The organism is Paenibacillus sp. cl141a (assembly GCF_900109305.1).
In the GTDB taxonomy this organism is placed as follows: domain Bacteria; phylum Bacillota; class Bacilli; order Paenibacillales; family Paenibacillaceae; genus Paenibacillus_AQ; species Paenibacillus_AQ lautus_A.
In genome coordinates this window covers 647545-664433 of the sequence record NZ_FNZO01000001.1, presented here as the reverse complement: position 1 = coordinate 664433, position 16889 = coordinate 647545, and the positions used below count along the sequence as shown (strand labels likewise).

At 50.1% G+C, this 16889-nt stretch carries 18 protein-coding genes and 1 riboswitch; of the genes, 5 read left to right on the top strand and 13 right to left on the bottom strand.

The features are described 5' to 3' along the window. Positions 1 to 38 precede the first annotated feature (38 nt). From BMX45_RS03170 to BMX45_RS03120, 12 genes are all read right to left on the bottom strand, one after another. Positions 39 to 896, bottom strand: a complete 858-nt coding sequence (locus BMX45_RS03170) for a M23 family metallopeptidase (protein WP_090908458.1) — start codon at positions 894 to 896, stop codon at positions 39 to 41. 217 nt (positions 897 to 1113) lie between these two features. After that, the gene (locus BMX45_RS03165; protein ID WP_090908457.1) at positions 1114 to 1590 is read right to left on the bottom strand and encodes a hypothetical protein; all 477 of its coding nucleotides are present in this window, start codon (positions 1588 to 1590) and stop codon (positions 1114 to 1116) included. A gap of 340 nt (positions 1591 to 1930) precedes the next feature. After that, complete coding sequence (locus tag BMX45_RS31675) at positions 1931 to 2200, bottom strand: hypothetical protein (RefSeq protein WP_254777930.1); 270 nt, start codon at positions 2198 to 2200, stop codon at positions 1931 to 1933. 9 nt (positions 2201 to 2209) lie between these two features. Beyond that, positions 2210 to 2947: a hypothetical protein gene (locus BMX45_RS03160; RefSeq protein WP_254777929.1), complete on the bottom strand. Its 738-nt coding sequence runs from the start codon at positions 2945 to 2947 to the stop codon at positions 2210 to 2212. A 4-nt stretch (positions 2948 to 2951) separates the two neighbouring features. Beyond that, positions 2952 to 3296, bottom strand: a complete 345-nt coding sequence (locus BMX45_RS03155; protein ID WP_090908456.1) for a PadR family transcriptional regulator — start codon at positions 3294 to 3296, stop codon at positions 2952 to 2954. A gap of 292 nt (positions 3297 to 3588) precedes the next feature. Beyond that, positions 3589 to 4626, bottom strand: coding sequence for an NADH:flavin oxidoreductase/NADH oxidase (locus tag BMX45_RS03150; protein ID WP_090908455.1), 1038 nt, complete (start codon positions 4624 to 4626; stop codon positions 3589 to 3591). Positions 4627 to 4745: 119 nt separating this feature from the next. Next, complete coding sequence (locus BMX45_RS03145) at positions 4746 to 5180, bottom strand: MarR family winged helix-turn-helix transcriptional regulator (RefSeq protein ID WP_090908454.1); 435 nt, start codon at positions 5178 to 5180, stop codon at positions 4746 to 4748. Between the two features lie 211 nt (positions 5181 to 5391). Next, positions 5392 to 6192 carry a Cof-type HAD-IIB family hydrolase gene (locus BMX45_RS03140; RefSeq protein WP_036672300.1) on the bottom strand — a complete coding sequence of 267 codons (801 nt, stop codon included), beginning with the start codon at positions 6190 to 6192 and terminating at the stop codon, positions 5392 to 5394. Between the two features lie 248 nt (positions 6193 to 6440). After that, positions 6441 to 7862: a sucrose-specific PTS transporter subunit IIBC gene (locus BMX45_RS03135; RefSeq protein WP_009592374.1), complete on the bottom strand. Its 1422-nt coding sequence runs from the start codon at positions 7860 to 7862 to the stop codon at positions 6441 to 6443. Then, complete coding sequence (locus tag BMX45_RS03130; protein WP_090908453.1) at positions 7859 to 9361, bottom strand: glycoside hydrolase family 32 protein; 1503 nt, start codon at positions 9359 to 9361, stop codon at positions 7859 to 7861. Before BMX45_RS03130 ends, BMX45_RS03135 begins: the two co-directional genes overlap by 4 nt. 181 nt (positions 9362 to 9542) lie before the next feature. Next, positions 9543 to 10535: a LacI family DNA-binding transcriptional regulator gene (locus BMX45_RS03125; protein ID WP_090908452.1), complete on the bottom strand. Its 993-nt coding sequence runs from the start codon at positions 10533 to 10535 to the stop codon at positions 9543 to 9545. A gap of 297 nt (positions 10536 to 10832) precedes the next feature. Continuing rightward, the gene (locus BMX45_RS03120; RefSeq protein WP_090908781.1) at positions 10833 to 11681 is read right to left on the bottom strand and encodes a bifunctional 5,10-methylenetetrahydrofolate dehydrogenase/5,10-methenyltetrahydrofolate cyclohydrolase; all 849 of its coding nucleotides are present in this window, start codon (positions 11679 to 11681) and stop codon (positions 10833 to 10835) included. 66 nt (positions 11682 to 11747) lie between these two features. After that, positions 11748 to 11827: riboswitch (ZMP/ZTP riboswitch) on the bottom strand. 154 nt (positions 11828 to 11981) lie between these two features. Here BMX45_RS03120 and BMX45_RS03115 point away from each other — a divergent pair. The 3 genes from BMX45_RS03115 to BMX45_RS03105 all read left to right on the top strand — a co-directional run bounded on the left by BMX45_RS03115 (position 11982) and on the right by BMX45_RS03105 (position 15177). After that, positions 11982 to 12992: a permease gene (locus BMX45_RS03115; RefSeq protein WP_090908451.1), complete on the top strand. Its 1011-nt coding sequence runs from the start codon at positions 11982 to 11984 to the stop codon at positions 12990 to 12992. 107 nt (positions 12993 to 13099) lie between these two features. After that, the gene (locus BMX45_RS03110) at positions 13100 to 14077 is read left to right on the top strand and encodes a TIGR03943 family putative permease subunit (protein WP_090908450.1); all 978 of its coding nucleotides are present in this window, start codon (positions 13100 to 13102) and stop codon (positions 14075 to 14077) included. After that, complete coding sequence (locus tag BMX45_RS03105) at positions 14074 to 15177, top strand: CobW family GTP-binding protein (RefSeq protein ID WP_090908449.1); 1104 nt, start codon at positions 14074 to 14076, stop codon at positions 15175 to 15177. Before BMX45_RS03110 ends, BMX45_RS03105 begins: the two co-directional genes overlap by 4 nt. Before the next feature lie 76 nt (positions 15178 to 15253). On the opposite strand, the gene BMX45_RS03100 is transcribed toward BMX45_RS03105, so the two are convergent. Then, on the bottom strand, positions 15254 to 15505 hold the full coding sequence (locus BMX45_RS03100) for a YolD-like family protein (RefSeq protein WP_090908448.1): 252 nt from the start codon (positions 15503 to 15505) through the stop codon (positions 15254 to 15256). A 310-nt stretch (positions 15506 to 15815) separates the two neighbouring features. On the opposite strand from BMX45_RS03100, the gene BMX45_RS03095 reads away from it, so the two are divergent. Together BMX45_RS03095 and BMX45_RS03090 are read left to right on the top strand one after the other, a co-directional pair. Further along, on the top strand, positions 15816 to 16217 hold the full coding sequence (locus BMX45_RS03095; RefSeq protein ID WP_228468886.1) for a MarR family winged helix-turn-helix transcriptional regulator: 402 nt from the start codon (positions 15816 to 15818) through the stop codon (positions 16215 to 16217). A 27-nt stretch (positions 16218 to 16244) separates the two neighbouring features. Next, a complete protein-coding gene (locus BMX45_RS03090) occupies positions 16245 to 16883 on the top strand; it encodes a nitroreductase family protein (RefSeq protein WP_090908446.1) in 639 nt (212 codons plus the stop codon). The last annotated feature ends 6 nt before the right edge of the window (positions 16884 to 16889 follow it).

Below are 16889 nucleotides of genomic sequence, written 5' to 3'. Positions count from 1 at the left end.
TGAGAATTCAGGCCCATGCTTTTTGTTTTACCCGGCATTCAAACCCCGCCATATACAACTTGGCCTCGTCTTACCTTGATATCCCCAAGCCAGTTAATATTAAGAGACTTCGTATTAACCCCAAACAAATCCGGATGATCCGACACTTGAAAATGCAAATGAGCTTCGGTTGAGTTGCCGGAATTTCCGCATAGACCTATCAGCTCACCTGCTTGGACCTCAGAGCCTTCCTTCACGCATACCGATCCCTGCTTTAGATGTGCATATAGGCTATATTCTGAATGTCCATGATCGATGATGACATAGTTACCGACGGGCTTTGTTTCGTTGGTCTCACCCACAGTCTCATTGTCCCTGATGTTATTCTCGATACCCACCACCTTCCCGCGGGCACCAGCAAGAATCTCCTCTCCAAACGCGAAGTAACTCTCATTCTTGGCTGGATCTCCTTCATAGGACATGGCGTTCTCCGTCTTGATGACGTCTATTGCGTACCGCTGGCTTTCCTCTGCGTAATGGTAATTATCCGTAACATTCTCGCCGCCCCAGAACACATACCATTTTCCCTTAAACGGAACTCGGAAAACCGTGACGGTTTGTTTGGCATCTGATTCAGGAAATCTCTCAATAGGCGATAGCATAAGCCCTACAATGGTACCCGTTTCATCGATCATCGCTTGAATGCCTTTTTGCCCGCTATCATCCATCCAGTTTATCATTCGGATTTTGTTGAGCGTGTCGTCCAACGTGATCTGGAACGTTTTTACGCCTGCCGTATATTCCACTGCCATCGCTTCAAATTGTTCGATCGTTACAAGTAAACGCAAATCCTCTCCGAACAGCTCGTACAACTTGCGGTGTTCCCCATCCAACAGGAATCTAGAAACATCTACCATATTCAAACCTCCTTCATATTTCAAATCCAATGTTATTCATAGTATATCTGACGAAATGAACCTGCATTGAAACAGGAGCTTAACATTGGTTAAACTTTCAGTTCCCGTAGGTATAGATGCCCGGAAAAACGCCCTTCCACTACAACTAAAACAAAGAAGCACCCGAACCCATTCGTCAAGGTTCAGATGCTTCTATTCTTAATATACATACCGCCTATTAATGGTTAGATGTGAGTACCAAGCCGGAACGGGTTTGCGGTCCGACCTTGCGCACGGAAACCTGATTTCGCTCGGCCCAACGCGTGAGACTCCGAATGCCTTTACAATTCTTCTCTTCAAATTTAAAGCAGCAGTACATCGGGTTTACGCTCTTATCCTTGAGGCTAATTTGGAAAGCGGCTTTATGGCAGCCGGAAACCTTGATTTCGCGGATCTGTTCAGCGTGAATCTCTACGCCGTTGATCGAAATCGTCTCCGAATCCTCCTGAATATTCACTTCCCGCTTGACCAATCTCGCATAACCTTCAATAGCCAGTGCCGCAACGACAACGACATTCACGGCCATCTGCATATAGAAGAAGAAAGGATAGGAATATTCGGTCAAGGTGGCTACCTGAAACAGGATAATGCTAAGGACAAAGGAAAACAAAATAACGTCTTTCATTCTGGTAGAGTAATGGATCGCATACTTCATGATTAATCAGCTCCGTTCATTCTGTAAGGGTTTTCATTTACCTCTTACCTTATTATAACACCATTGTACATAATTTTGACACATATCATTCACATTTTTGTCAAAAAAATCGTTTGCCTCGCTCCTTATCCTATGCTTATCCATTTCGTATCGTGTCGTACATGGTCTAGCGAACCATATAAATACACGATGACGCGGGGAAAGTTGGCTCGTGAATGGCGGCAAAAGTGGAGGAGAAACGATTCGTGCGTAGTGCCTTTGATGTCTCCTAACAACAAAAAAAGAGCATCCCGCCAGATCCAAGATCTGTTGGGACACCCTTGCTTCAACACTTTGGTCTTTACTTGGTTAACGCCGTATTTCCTTCCTTTCCCCGAAACCATTTCATCACGACAGATACGGTATCGATAAGGGTAATGACCACTATGATGTAAATGAGGCCGTCCCTGGATCGATCCCAAATTGATTTTACGGTCTCATACGCTTCATCTCCCGGTGTTACGAGACCCGCTTGAACGAGCTGATCCATGAATGTCGGATTCCAAATCGTCATATCGGAGAACAGGATCACCGCAACGATAACGGAAGCAACGTTAAATATGACATGCATGACGGCAATCTACGGCGTCCACTTTCTTGTGATTAATTTCCTGGCTTCATTGAATATGCTGAAGGCGGTAAGAAGCCATATCAGCGGTAAATATTTGGCAATGGCAGCCTGTTCAAACACCGGAATGGCGATCGAGTTTTCATCGAATCGATGAACACCAATCAGGTTAATGGAAAACGTGAACAAGACGAAGAACAGCACGGAAAACAGGATGCCGAGCACTGGCTCGATCGGCTTAATCCGAGCGGCTGGTTCCGGAATTGCAGGCAATTCCGAGGGTTTCCATGGATCATTGGGGACTTGGCGAGCCCCGCGGTATTCGATAAAGGCAAAAATAACGGTAACCCATGCAAATCCGTGGATTCCCACGCTAAGCAGCGAAACAAGGAGTTCCAGCAGCTTCTCGGCAGTAGGTTCCGTGCTTGTAAAGAAATCAATGATGTAGACGATGCCTAGAGCAATGGCTATCGAATACAGTACGATCCTAAGAACGGACCAATAGCTGTTAATCAAACCCGGACCTATGAGATACCTTTCCCTTCCTCTGTATCTGGCTGCCATTTCCCAGGGCGGCCCTAGCTCAAGCAGCACCTGCTCCACCTCTTCCATATTTGCGGTCTCTACGCCGACTCCCCGGTCTTCCAGCATGTCTTCGACGAGTCCTTGAAGCTCCTTCTCAATATCCGCCCGCTGCGATTCGGGCAGCTTCTGGGTCACAGCATAAATATACCTGTTAATAAGATCCATCACCTTAGTCCCCCTTGTCATTCACAAGTCCCTCCATACTTGTCATCATATCCTTCCATTCATGGTAGAGCTGCCGATATATATCCTTGCCTGTCTGACTTATGATGTAATATTTTCTGGGCCGGGCTTCATTCGTATCCCACTCGCTGTTAAGCAAGCCTTGTTTCTCCAGCCGACGCAGCAACGGATAGAGCGTACCCGCTTCCACGTTGATCCCCCTCTCCTGCAATATGGTCACCAATGAATATCCATACTGCGGTTCGGACAACTGACTGAGAACACCAAGGATGATCGTACCCCGCCGAAGCTCCTGCACCATACTGTTTAAAATATCCTGATCCTCTGGCATATCATCATCTCCTGGAAATTATTATACTGTACGTCACACACTAATGTAAATAAACAATTAATAAATTTTTAAAAATATTATAGTTAACCTTATGTTAACGGCTCACAAGCTTGATGGCTACCATAATTCAAGCATTTCCTTGTACGCAAAAAAGGTTATCCTACAGCCGTGACCGTAAGATAACCTTCTTTAATTACGCTCACCCATAATCGGGTTCCTGATCATGTTCACTTTCAGGGAATGATAAGCCAATCTCCATCGTTCGTTGGCAGCTATATGTTCAGCCGCCTATCTATCTCGATTTTCTGGGAAAACCGTTCTGGTATTGTGCCGGAATCGCGATCTCCTTCTGAAGCACCGTTGCTGCTTCTAATGCCCAGTAGGGGTTGCGCAGCATTCCTCTTCCAACAGCAACGAGATCAGCCTCTTCGTTGCCTATTACCGCATTCGCCAACGCGGGTTCATCCAAACGGCCCACGGCAATGACGGGTACTTGCAGCGCTTCTTTGATCTGTCTGGCTAGCGGTACTTGGTAGGCAACGTGGGTGCCCGGTCTTCCTTCCGCCGCGATGGGTCCTTCGCCGCCAGCGCTGACATGGAACATGTCAACGCCTGCAGCCTGATAGATCCTGGAGAATGCGATGCTCTCTTCGATGCCATAACCGCCCGCTACATATTCTCTGGCCGAGATTCGCATGATTAATGGCATGTCCTCAGGCATTTCGCTTTTTGCGGCTTGAATCACTTCTTGGCCGAACTTGGTTAGATCCTGGCCGTATTCATCCGTTCTCCGGTTGGTCAGTGGAGAATGGAATTGATGAATCAGATAGCCGTGGGCACCATGCAATTCAATTGCGTCAAAACCGGCCTTCACCGCACGGCGTACAGCCACGCGGAATTTTTCCACCATCTGCTTAACTTCTTCGGTTGTGAGTGCCCTTGGCGTTTTCGAGTGCTCATCGAAAGGAATAGCCGATGGGGCAACAGGCGTTTCTGCGTCCTCCGCTTTGCGCCCGGCATGCGCAATCTGAATCGCCGCCTTCGCGCCATGCTGATGTATCGCTTCAACTATGCGGGCCAAAGCGGGAATCTGCTCATCCGACCATAACCCAAGATCATAATCGGAAATACGGCCGTCCGGTTCCACATCCGTCATCTCCACGATAACGAGTCCGGCTCCGCCGATTGCCCGGCTTGTATAATGCAAATAATGCCAATCGGTGGCAATGCCGTCTTTGTTCGTTACCGAGTATTGGCACATCGGAGGCATAACGACCCGGTTTTTCAGATCTAACGATTTCAATTTGTATGGACTGAATAAATGTTCCATTCAGAGACACGCTCCCTCTATACTCATGATGTTGATTTCTTTAAATCAAATGCATGCACATGCATATAAATTAACAAAACAAAGACCATTCGTCAAGAATGGCTGTGTGAACGAACTAGTTACCCTCGGATAGGCTTCAATGCATCTTCCAGACCATGCTTCATTTTGGGCATTGCGAATTGCTGCTCCAGCACGTCTTGGACCGTGTTCTTGGCTTTTTGCAGTTTCTCTTCGCCAATCGGAGTCAGCGACGTGTAGATTCCTCTCCTGTCATCCTCGCATATCGCCCTTTGCATGGCGCCGCAGCCTTTGGCTTCAAAGCGGCTGACCAGTCTCGACATCGCACTCTGGCTTAGCCCCACCATCGTTTGCAGCTGCTGAAGCCTTAACTTTTGCTCGGGAGCTTCGGACAGAAATAACAGCACGTAAAATTCATTCAGCGATAAATCGTGCTTCTGCTGGAGCTTTTGTTCCAGCTCGTTGGAAATCAATGCATGAATCTGCGTCAAGGATAGCCAACTTGTGATGAGTTGTCGCGTTTGATCGGCTGACATAGGGTCTCCACCTGTTCCGGTATATTTCCGCCAAAAGGTTCGTATTACCATATAGCGGTCACTGTCAGTTATTAATAATAGCAAGTCCCTGTTTCCGTCGTCAAACCTGCGATTTGGCGCAGACGCGGAACGGAAATACATGCCAGTCCGCACGCACCGCAAAATGCGCTAAGACTGACACGCTGCCCTGGCTTTTTTATCGTAAAACCCGTTACTTAATCTCCTGCGGCTCCTTGCCCAGCAAACCGAGCATGCGAAGTCCGTATTGTATTCCGTCTTGGCCGACATCGCGGGTGACATGCCTGGCCGCCTGCTTCACGATCTCCGGCGCATTGCCCATTGCCACGCCGTGGCCCACATACGACAGCATCTCCAGATCATTCAGATAATCGCCAAACGCGATGGTATCCTCCAGATCGATGCGCAGCAGCTGAATCAATTGTTTGATTCCTTCGGCTTTGGAGCCCCCTGCCGGTAACACGTCAATTCCATAGGGGCCCCAGCGCACGAAATCAAACCGCCCTTCGAATCTTTTTACGTAATCGGCCTCCTCATCCTCGGTACAGAATACAATGGCTTGATATATATCGCGGCCCAAGTAATATTCCGGATCGTATTCCGGGATCGTCAGTTTCAGCTCCCCCCAGCTGGAATCGATATGGACATGCTCGGTTACGTTCATCTTCATCGCTTCGCTGCCGGCATAGATTATCGGATGATCCAGCCGGACCGCTTGTTCCGTCAGCTCCTGCAAGGCATCCTCCGCCAGAGGATGACCGTAGATCGGTTTGCCTTCATAAACCACATACTGACCGTTCAAGCAAACATAAGAATCGATGCCGAGCTCTTCCCGCAGCTCTTCAAAATGATAGGGGGCGCGTCCCGTAGCAATGGCTACGATATGGCCGGCCTTCTTTAATTCAGCAATGGACTCCTTTGTTGTCGCCGGAACCTGCTTCTCATGATCCAGCAGCGTACCGTCAATATCAAAAAATAGGATCTTCTTCATCAATAACGCTCGCCTCTCTTTACGTATATTCAAGCTTGTTACTGTATTGTAAATGATGAAAAGCATTTCAGAGCAAGCCATAAATTTACCAAGCCCTCTGGGACCAAGTCCAGCTAACGCCAAAACGGCAAGGGAGCACTCTTTTCAAGATATCCATTTTAATGAACAAGAAAGCCGGTCAGCCAGACGATTTACCGGCATCCGGCCCCAAAAAGGCCCGCCTGTTCAGGGCGGACCTTTCGCTTATGGCTTTATTTCGCTTCCGAGCGGACCTCTTCAAGCATCTTATCATTGAATCCGAACATCCAGGTCAGCACGAACGTAATCGCCATCGCCGTCAGGTTGCACAAAATGTAAAGAGGAAGCTGGCTGTTCAAATACAACAGCGTGCCCGGGATGACGGTAATGGCCATGCCTGTGGCCTCAAGCTGAAAGATGGAAGCCATGAAACCGCCCACGCCGCCGCCGATCAAGGCGATAACAAACGGTCTGACGTAACGGAGGTTGACCCCGAAGATCGCCGGCTCGGAGATTCCCAGCAAGGCGGAGAATGCCGATGGCAGGGATAATGCCTTGAGCTTTTTATTTCTCGTCTTGAGTCCGACAGCCAGACAAGCTGCACCCTGCGCTGCCATGGCGCTGGTCACGATCGCATTGAACGGATTGCTCCCTGTCTTCTCAAGGAGTTGGATCTCCAGGAAGTTAAAAATATGATGCACGCCAGTGACCACAATGATCTGGTTAAAGAAACCGATGACCAGACCCGCGATACCGAACGGCAGCTCCAGCAAGAACGTCGTCGCGTTCAGAACCACTTCTTCCAGGGAGTGGAACACGGGGCCGATCGCAAACAAGCCAAGGGTTATCATAACAAGCAAGGTTAGAAACGGCGTAACGATCAGATCGATGGCGTCAGGAATGCGTTTTCGCAAAAATCTCTCGAATTTCGCGCCCAGCAGTCCAATGAAGAATGCCGGCAGGACCGAGCCCTGATACCCGACAACCGGAATGAAATCAAAGATCATGAGTGCCTCAGCCGAGCCGTTCGCCACGCTGTACGCATTGGGAAGAGCCGGGTTAACCAGCATCAATCCCAGGACGATACCCAGCACAGGGCTGCCTCCGAACACCCTGAACGCGGACCATGCCACCAAGGCCGGCAAGAAAGCGAAAGCCGTATCCGTCAATACCTGGGTGAAGAGCAGGAAATTAGCCGAGATATCATCCGGTGTCGCACCGAACCAGGCAAGCACGGTATCCTGGGTCAGCAGCCCCCGTAATCCCATGAACAAGCCAGTGGCGACCAATACCGGGATAATCGGCACAAACACGTCACCGAATGTACGAATTGCCCGCTGAAACGGATTCCCCGACTTTTTCGCCTGAGATTTCAGTTCTTCCTTGCTTGTGCTCTCCATTCCAAGGGATTCAACCGCTTCAAAAATCTGATTGACGGTTCCTGTTCCGAAAATGATCTGGTATTGCCCGGAGTTGAAAAAGGCTCCTTTGACCTTGTCGATCTGCTCGACCTTCTTCTGGTCAATCTTCTTCTGATCATGAACCATGATTCTCAGCCTGGTGGCACAATGGGCAAAGGAAGCGATGTTCTCCCTGCCGCCAATGGCTTCCACTACCTGCCTTGCGATTTCCCGATTATCCGCTGCCATGTTCATTCAGCCCCTTCTTTATCTTTTACGGCTTCGGTCAGATCCCATTTCTCGACCTTCAAGCCGGCACTGCCGTTCTGTACGAAAAATCGAATGTTTCGGCTGTTCCACTTCGGAAAAATTCTGCTTGTAAACACCTCTTCGCCATCGTTGATGAACAGCTCAACCGAAGAAATGTCCACGAACAGATGAAATTGGATCGAATTTCTTTCGGTTGGCAGCATACAGGATCGTTCCGCTCCGTAATCACTGACAATCGTTGCACCCGAAGAAGAGCGATCCAGCGTAACCTTCCGTTGGCCGGATTCATATCGAATAACGGTTCGTTCCCCTTCGCTAGCCCGAAATTCAATGCCAACGACGTCCGCCTCGATGGCTTGGAACTCGCATATCATTTCGAATGTGGTTCCTTGAACCCCCTCGTAACTCTTCACTTCGCTGTGAAGCGTATCCTCTGCCTGAGCGGCATGATCGCGGAGCGCTTGAAGCTCGGGAACCGGCTGTTGAATCAGCCTGCCTTCACGGAACGTAAGCACACGCGGAAGCGTCAAACAATGGGCCCAGCCATGCGAATCGGTGGGATACCCGATATCCGGCAAACCCATCCAGCCCACCATGATGCGCCGGTCTTTCTCATCCAGCATGGTCTGCGGCGCGTAGAAATCAAAACCTCTGTCCAGCTCGCAAAAAGGACCGTGATCAAACTCCAGCGTATTCCTATTGAGCGGCTTGCCTGAAATATAGCCGGATTGATAAATGTTTCGAAAATGGTCGTCCTCCGGAAGCAGCCCTTGCGGGGAAAACAGAAGCACGCCCTGGCCATCCAGTTCAAAATAGTCGGGGCATTCCCACATATAACCGAAATGCTGAAGTCGGGTTTGCATCTCCCCCTTGAATTCCCAAACCAACAAATCCGAGGATTCATAAACGACAGCCGCACCTGTCTGATTCACCCTTTGGGCACCGATGACGAACCGGTACTTGTCTTTGTCTTGCCATACTTTCGGATCCCGGAAGTGTTCGGTATATCCGTCCGGCACATGGTCAATCAGCGGCTTATCGAGTTTCGTGATGGATCCGTCGCGGTCCATCACGGCCATGCATTGATAAGATTGCCTGTTCCATTCCTCATTCCGGGCATTCCCGGTATACATGAGGCATAGTTTGCCATCTTTTACGATACCGCTGCCCGAATAAGCGCCATAAGCATCATGCGGGTGACCGGGTTCAATAGCGATGCCTTGGTTCTGCCAAAAGACCAGGTCTTTCGAGGAAGTATGGTACCAGTATTTCAAGCCGTGAAACGTGCCCAGAGGAAACCATTGGTAAAACAAGTGATACTCTCCGTTGTAATAAGAGAATCCATTGGGATCATTCATCAGGCCCATGATGGGCTGTACGTGAAATTTCTGCCTCCATTCGCTTAATCGCACTTTCTTCCTTAAGGAGGAAAGCTCTTCGGGAGAAGCCTGATCCAGGCGTCGGTATTTCAGTTCTCTGTCCATATCTCTTCTCCTTATAAATGGTCTTGCTGAAAAATCAAACAGATCATGCTAACGCGTGCACACAAATAAACTCAACTGCAGTGGAACCGGTTCCAATCAAAGGTAAAAATAATGAACTCAGTTCCAATACCAAGCAAGCACTCGGATTGGAACCGGTTCCGTTATTTGAAGTATAAAATACCTAATTCAGATTGTCAACGCTTTCCCGATGAATCATCTCGCAATTCATGACCGTCAGGAAATCCACCGGCTCGTCGTTGACCAGCTTCATAATATGCTGTGCCGCGAGGTGGCCCGCTTGGAAATATCCATATTTCACCGTTGTTAACCCGGGATGAATCACCTCGGTTACGTCGTATCCGCCAAATCCGGTAACGGAAACTCGGTCGGGAATAGGGATGCCTTTCATGTGCGCCGCTTTCATCACGCCCAGCGCAATGTTGTCCGTGGCGCAGACCACGGCCGTCGGCAGCGTTCGGTTCAACTCAAACATGGAGCATGCCGTCTTCACACCATCCGACATCTTGAATCCACTCTCATAGAGAACCGCTTCCGCCTCTTCATACTCGCTTACCGCTTTGAGGAACCCTTCCTTCCGCTTGACTCCGACGGCTACGTCCTTTTCCGTCACCCCGATATAGGCAATTTGACGATGTCCCATCGACAGCACGTACCGGCCCATTTCATAACCTGCGGCATAATCGTTATAGATCATGCTGTGGACATGGTCATGCTGTTGTCCGAGCAGAATGACCGGAATGCCGATCTCTTGAATCGCGGCAAGATGGGTTTCCGTCACCTGCGTGGCGAACAGAATAATGCCTGAGATTTTTTGTCTGGCGAGATCATACAGCGCTTCGATCTCCCTGGATAAATCCTGGCTTGCGTTGATGATCAGTAGCTGATATCCGTGTTTTCTTAATTCCTCGTCCATGCCGGCGACAGTCTGCGATGCGGAGAAGGAGTCCAGACGCGGCATAATGGTGCCGATCATGCTCGTTTTTTTGGCTTTCAGGCTTTGCGCAAAAGAATTCGGGATATAGCCGGTTTCCTGAATAACCTGCTCAATCTTGCGGCGTGTCGCATGACTGACGGATCCTCCGTTCAAGAAACGGGAGACCGTGCTTTTGGCAACTCCGGCTTTGTGGGCAATATCGGCTATCGTGTTCTTCATGCCAAGATCTCCGGAGCCGTTAGCAGCGCTGCATCGAACGGATCATTCTCTGGAGCTCCCTGTTGTCCCGCACAACAGGCCATGATTCGTATAAACATGAATCTCTCCCCTTCGTATTTCTCTTATTCCTAACTATACCATGACGTCCAGGGATCCGTGAAATGCGGGCTCCAAGCCTAGCATTGCATGGTCCATATTGGCTTCTATGTTCCAGGCTCTGGCATGAAATGAAGGATTCGAAGGGGATGATTCAAGGGTGCAGCCTTGCTTCACATACTAATGGTCAAGTGCATTCCCTTAAGCTTGGACGGTTCGCTCGGCCGATTCGACGGTATGCTTCAGCAATGTCGCTATCGTCACGGGGCCTACTCCCGCCGGTACCGGCGTGATTGCGGATGCCGCCTTGGCGCAGGCTTCGTAATCGCAGTCCCCGATATTTCCTTTATTGTAACCGGCGTCCAACACGACGGCACCCGGCTTGATCCAGTCCCCTTGAATGAAATTAGGCTTGCCTACGGCCGCAACCACAATATCCGCTTGGGACACAATCTCCCCAAGGTTCTTCGTTCTCGAATGGCAGATCGTAACCGTGGCGTTGCGATTGAGCAGCATCATCGATACCGGCTTGCCCAGAATCGGACTGCGTCCGACCACCACCGCATGCTTCCCTTCGATCGGCAGGCTGTAATAGTCCATAATCGCGATAATCGCCGCCGGCGTGCATGACGGGTAATCGGCGAAACCAAACGCATTTTGCGAGAACCCGAGCGTGGTTACTCCATCCACGTCTTTTTTCATGTCGATGGCATCAAAAGCCGCCCGCTCATCGATATGGTGCGGTACCGGGTGCTGAAGCAGAATACCGTGGACGTTCGGATCCTCGTTCAGTGCTTGAATCGCGGCGATCAGCTCCTCCGTCGTTGTCGATGTCTCTAGCACTACTTTCTTGGATAAGATGCCAAGCCGCTCGGACGCATTTCCCTTCATCCGTACATAGGTCGCCGAAGCAGGATCATCGCCAACCAGAATCGTTGCCAGACAAGGGGTTACCCCTTGCTGTTTCAATTCTTGTACCTTCACCGCCAGCTTTGCCTTGATATCATCGGATACCTTTTTCCCATCCAAAATTACGGGTTCCTTACTCATGCTAATCCGCTCCTTCGCCATTGTATTAAAAAACATAAAGAGGCAAGGCGACTCGAACGTCTCCTTACCTCTTGCCCAGGCGTACGGCATATGATCCCATGTGCTCCCTCTTGGTAACCCAAGCTACGCCAGTAACACATGGATAACTTTTTTTAATATATCACGACTTTGGACTTCGCGCCACCGGCTATGCGGCTGCTCTTTAATCGTAAGGTTTTTGATTTATTGCCTGAAATCACGTATGTTGCCGAAAGTACAAGCATAGAATGTCCTAAGAACAATTCGCTCCAGGAGGTCTTGATGAGATATCCGGCGATCTTCAAAATGCTGCCCTTTATACTTCCGCTTGTGTTCGTGATTCCGGTCTTGACGATATGGCTGCAGAAGGACTTAACCCCCATATCCAGCCAAGACCTACAGCAGGTTAAAACCGTCTTTACGGGCATCTTCCTTGAGGCACTTCCTTTTATTCTGCTTGGCGTGCTGCTGTCGTCCCTTCTGCAGCTGTTCGTACAAGAGCAATGGGTGCGGCGTCTCACGCCGAAGAATCCGGTGGTTGGCGTCCTGTTCGCTTCCATGCTCGGCATCCTGTTTCCCATCTGCGAATGCGGGATGATCCCGGTCGTTCGCAGGTTGATGCTGAAGGGTATGCCCGCCTATATCGCCGTCACCTTTATCCTCAGCGGTCCTATTCTGAATCCCATTGTATTCGCATCAACGATCATGGCCTTCCGATCGCATCCCGAAGTGACGATCGGACGAATGGGACTGGCTTTTGCAGTCGCGGTGACGACGGGTTTGCTCGTTTATGTTTTTTCAAGAAGCAGCCCCCTGAAGCGTTCCTTTCAAGAGTTCGCCGAACAGGGCTCCCGCAAGGGGGAACGTTTGTTGCATGAGCATCCCAAAACCTGGAGAAGCATGTTTGTCCACGCCGGAGACGAGCTGATCGAGATGTGCAAATATTTAGTCCTGGGCGCTTTCCTGACGGCCTGCATCCAATCCTTCATTCCGAGGGAGGAGCTGCTGGCTCTGGGGAACGGTCCTGCCGCCTCCTATCTGTTCATGATGGGCTTTGCCTTCATCCTGTCCCTCTGCTCGACTTCGGACGCCTTCGTGGCATCGGCATTCACGCACACCTTTACCATCGGCCCGCTGGTTTCCTTCCTGGTCCTCGGCCCGATGCTGGATTTCAAAAGCCTGCTCATGCTGTCGGCTACCTTCAGGACCAAATTCGTGATCGGTTTAAGCCTGCTGGTAATTACGCTTGTCTTTACCGGCTCTGTAGCCGTCAACGCGCTATTCGGCGGTTAGGTGTAGGTAACAAACTGGAGAGGCAATACACAAAAACGGTTGGAATAACGGCACCTTCAGGCTGTTATGCCTTCGGATATCCACTTGAGATTGGAGGTGTTCGGGACGTGAAGCCCAGGCTGAGCCTGCGAAGCCACTATATACTGCGATCGCTGCTTATCTCAGCTCTGGCCGCCTATATCATGCATCTGAACGCATCAAATTCACTGGACTATTACTTGGCTCCCCATATGCAGACCCTGCTTCTGCTCTGTCCCGTGCCGCTGTTGTTCATAGCTTTCGGCATGCTGTGGCACGCCATTGCGGGAGCTTCCGGCGAGGTGTGCGATTGCGAGCACCCCCTGCCCAGCGGACTGATCAAAAACATATCGGTTTACGGGTTATTCACGGTGCCGCTGCTGTTCGGCCTGCTCCTGCCGGACCAAGCCCTCGGCAGCGATATGGCGGCCAAAAAAGGCATGATCTACACCTATCCGAACCCCGATGTTCGCCGTAAAACCGAGGAGCGGAATGCTCCCGCCGTTTCGGGCATGGAGAAGCATGGAACGAATGATGACCTGGCGGCAGCGGAGGACATCGCACTGAACGAGCGTTTTGTTCCCAAAGACATCTACAGCGTGGAATTCGCGGAGCTGGCCAAGCGCTTATATACCTTACCCGTCATCCGAGTGGAGCCGGACATTTTCTCGGAGACCGTTGGGGCCATGGATATGTACAAACAGCATTTTCAAGGAAAGGCCATCACCGTCCAAGGATTTGTTTTCCGCGATGGACATATGAACGAAGACACCTTTGCCGTCAGCCGCTTCCTCGTGATGTGCTGCACGGCTGACGCCGTCCCGTTCGGGGTCATGGTGCGCGCGGCGAATGCTTCGTTGTTCGCGAATGACGCATGGGTTCAGATCGTTGGCACGATCCAGGTGAACATTGTGGACGGTAAGGAAACGCTGCAAGTTCAAGCGAAACGGATTCAGCCGATCGAGCAGCCGTCATCCCCTTACATTTTCACGAATCCGGACTCTGTCGCAGATTTTGATGAACTGTATTCGAATGATATCGAGACCAAGGAGGAAATCAATAAATGAACAAGATACCCGTCGTGCTGATTAGCGGATTTTTGGGGAGCGGCAAAACCACGCTGCTGCTCAGGCTGCTGGCGTATGCCGCCAAACGGCAATGGAGGACCGCCGTCCTGATGAATGAGATGGGCGAACAGGACGTGGATGGCGATATCCTGTCCGGTGAAATGCCTAATCTTCCGATCGAGAAGCTGCTTGACGGCTGCATCTGCTGCACCAAACGAGACGAGCTGGGGAAAGCCTTGAAAAGCCTGTTAGACCGGAAGCCCGACCTCGTTTTCATCGAGACAACCGGAGTGGCGAATCCTGAACAGATTCTTGAGGATTTGCAGGATCCGTCACTGGTGGATCAAATATCGATCCGGGGCAAAATCGCCTTGGCCGACTGCAGCAAATTTCTCGAGTACAACAGCTTCTTTGCATCCAGTCGAGAGCTGGTCCGTACCCTGCGGGGACAAATCAGCTTCGCGGACTGGATCATCTTGAACAAGGCGGGAGAATGCGAAGAGAAACAGATCCATAAAGTCATTACCTCCATTAGAAAAATCAATGCATCGGCAAGCCTGTCCGTAACCGACTACAGCCGTTTGGATGAGCATGAAATGTTTGCGGCCCTTCAGCTAGAGCCAACGGAGAATCATAGCCATTCATCTCATTCTTCAAACCGGCAAGGGAGTCCTGCGGATCGCCTGCAAGGCAGCCCTTGGACCAGCGAAGAAGATCGGAGCAAGCTGGTGCGCCGCAACCATGAAGGAGCTCTCACTCATAATGAGCATCGCCATGTTCACGGAGAAGAGGCCGGGGAAGGCAGCCATTCCTATACCGGCCTCGATACCTTGACTCTATCGGCTCCGACCCCTTTCCCGCTTGAGATCAGCCTCGTCGAAACCTTTCTCGCCGCACGCGGTTCCGGCCTGCTGCGGGCCAAAGGATATATTCAGCTTTCCACGGGTCCTTCCCTGGTTCAATGGGCAGGCTCACAGCTTGCCATCGAGCCCAGTACGCTGAAGCTGCAGCGAGGCTATCTTACGTTAATCGGCCATCGTCTGGAAAAAACGCGCATTGTGCAGGAGTGGGAGGACTTGCTCAGCGGCGTGGTGCAGTGACATTGAATGCATGCAGGGATATGAAAAAAAGAAAAGGAGATCCTCAGGGATCTCCTTTTTCTCGGTTTGCTTATGATTAGTCCCTGGGATAATTCACTTCCATAATATCCATAAAAGGAACCTTCGTAATGACGCCGTTCTGTTTCATATGCACCTTCCCTGTACGGGAGTCCATTTGATCGATTTGTCCGCGGACCGCCTCTTCCCATCCCCAGACCGTCAGTACGATGACCGATTCCTCCTGATAAGCTTCCGTAAGCTGATTTCCGAGCTCTTCCAGTACAAACTCATCCCTGGTGGGTCGCTTTGGAACTTTTGCTTTTGCCATAATCTTGTCCTCCTGATTTATGTTGTTCATGCGTCAGCATTACATTCTCAATGAAAACGAATCTTTCATTCATTCTATGAATTAGGAATCTTACACCTATTATACATCAAATGCGATTCAGAATTCTCGGGCTCTCCCAGGATTCAGATTATCTGAAGGAACTATGGACTCGATTCGCTTTTTATACAAAAGACTTGATTTTCAGAAAATAAACCTATATGATTGACCCATCAACCATTGATGAGTCAATGAATTGAAGGAGGTCTTTATCATCTCTACATGCCATACACAAGACCTGCTGTACTTGCTCATGCATCTGAATAAGCACATTGCGACTCGGTTTGAACGATGTGCCGGCGTTAGTCCCAATCGGCTGGAACTCCTCTGCAAACTGACCGGCGGCGAAATTAGCCAGTCGGATCTCCAGAAGGCAGTGTCTATCGATCCGGCTGCGGTGACCCGTCATGTTCAACAGCTGGAAGCGGAAGGATTGCTTCTGCGGACGAGATGCGAGAATGACAACCGGATTACGTTGGTTCAGCTAACTGAAGTGGGCAAAAGTAAAGTCGCAGCGTTTAAGGCGGAGAAAGATCGATTTATGGAGGAACTGCAGGCAGACCTCACGGAATCAGAACGACTTGCGCTTGTTCATGCTTTACAGAAATTGAACAGCCAGATTCAACAGATGAAACACCCAAGCAAAACTGATTAACTTATAGAGACTAAAGGAGAGAATACCATGTCTGTAACGACCCTAAACAATGATTATAAAGAAATTATTACTTCCCGCCGCTCTGTGCGAGTATACGACCCATCGGTCAAAATCAGCCGTGAAGAGATGACTGAAATTTTGGAAGAAGCGACTTTGGCTCCGTCATCCGTTAATCTTCAGCCTTGGAGATTTCTTGTCGTTGATAGCCCGGAAGGAAAAGCGACGCTTGAAGAGCTTGCACCAGGGAACAAAACACAAGTTTCAACTTCTTCGGCAGTCATTGCGGTATTTGGAGATATGAACGCATTCGACAATGCAGATGAAATTATGGGCACTGCTGTAGAACGCGGTTATCTGCCGCAAGAGATAAAAGATCAGATGATGGCAAACTATACCGATCTGTTCGCACGTATTCCGGCACAGGCTTTCCGTGAAATGATCCTTATAGATAGCGGCTTGGTTTCCATGCAGCTTATGCTTGCTGCCCGTGCCCGTGGATATGACACGAACCCTATCGGCGGATACGACAAATCCCGAATTGCAGAAGCATTTGGCATGGAGAAGGAACGTTATGTGCCGGTCATGCTCATCTCGGTAGGTAAAGCTGCCAAAGAAGCGCGTTTGACGACTCGTCTTCCTATTGATCGTATTGCAGAGTGGAAGTGAGGGCAC

What these genes read in the sequence shown, in the direction of transcription:
- BMX45_RS03130 (WP_090908453.1), bottom strand. Translation starts at nt 9,361, where the DNA reads ATGGACAGAGAACTGAAATACCGACGCCTGGATCAGGCTTCTCCCGAA.
- BMX45_RS03095 (WP_228468886.1), top strand. Translation starts at nt 15,816, where the DNA reads ATGCATCTGAATAAGCACATTGCGACTCGGTTTGAACGATGTGCCGGC.
- BMX45_RS03120 (WP_090908781.1), bottom strand. Translation starts at nt 11,681, where the DNA reads ATGAGTAAGGAACCCGTAATTTTGGATGGGAAAAAGGTATCCGATGAT.
- BMX45_RS03105 (WP_090908449.1), top strand. Translation starts at nt 14,074, where the DNA reads ATGAACAAGATACCCGTCGTGCTGATTAGCGGATTTTTGGGGAGCGGC.
- BMX45_RS03160 (WP_254777929.1), bottom strand. Translation starts at nt 2,947, where the DNA reads ATGGATCTTATTAACAGGTATATTTATGCTGTGACCCAGAAGCTGCCC.
- BMX45_RS03150 (WP_090908455.1), bottom strand. Translation starts at nt 4,626, where the DNA reads ATGGAACATTTATTCAGTCCATACAAATTGAAATCGTTAGATCTGAAA.
- BMX45_RS03115 (WP_090908451.1), top strand. Translation starts at nt 11,982, where the DNA reads ATGAGATATCCGGCGATCTTCAAAATGCTGCCCTTTATACTTCCGCTT.
- BMX45_RS03170 (WP_090908458.1), bottom strand. Translation starts at nt 896, where the DNA reads ATGGTAGATGTTTCTAGATTCCTGTTGGATGGGGAACACCGCAAGTTG.
- BMX45_RS03145 (WP_090908454.1), bottom strand. Translation starts at nt 5,180, where the DNA reads ATGTCAGCCGATCAAACGCGACAACTCATCACAAGTTGGCTATCCTTG.
- BMX45_RS03100 (WP_090908448.1), bottom strand. Translation starts at nt 15,505, where the DNA reads ATGGCAAAAGCAAAAGTTCCAAAGCGACCCACCAGGGATGAGTTTGTA.
- BMX45_RS03090 (WP_090908446.1), top strand. Translation starts at nt 16,245, where the DNA reads ATGTCTGTAACGACCCTAAACAATGATTATAAAGAAATTATTACTTCC.
- BMX45_RS03165 (WP_090908457.1), bottom strand. Translation starts at nt 1,590, where the DNA reads ATGAAGTATGCGATCCATTACTCTACCAGAATGAAAGACGTTATTTTG.
- BMX45_RS03125 (WP_090908452.1), bottom strand. Translation starts at nt 10,535, where the DNA reads ATGAAGAACACGATAGCCGATATTGCCCACAAAGCCGGAGTTGCCAAA.
- BMX45_RS03135 (WP_009592374.1), bottom strand. Translation starts at nt 7,862, where the DNA reads ATGAACATGGCAGCGGATAATCGGGAAATCGCAAGGCAGGTAGTGGAA.
- BMX45_RS31675 (WP_254777930.1), bottom strand. Translation starts at nt 2,200, where the DNA reads ATGCATGTCATATTTAACGTTGCTTCCGTTATCGTTGCGGTGATCCTG.
- BMX45_RS03155 (WP_090908456.1), bottom strand. Translation starts at nt 3,296, where the DNA reads ATGCCAGAGGATCAGGATATTTTAAACAGTATGGTGCAGGAGCTTCGG.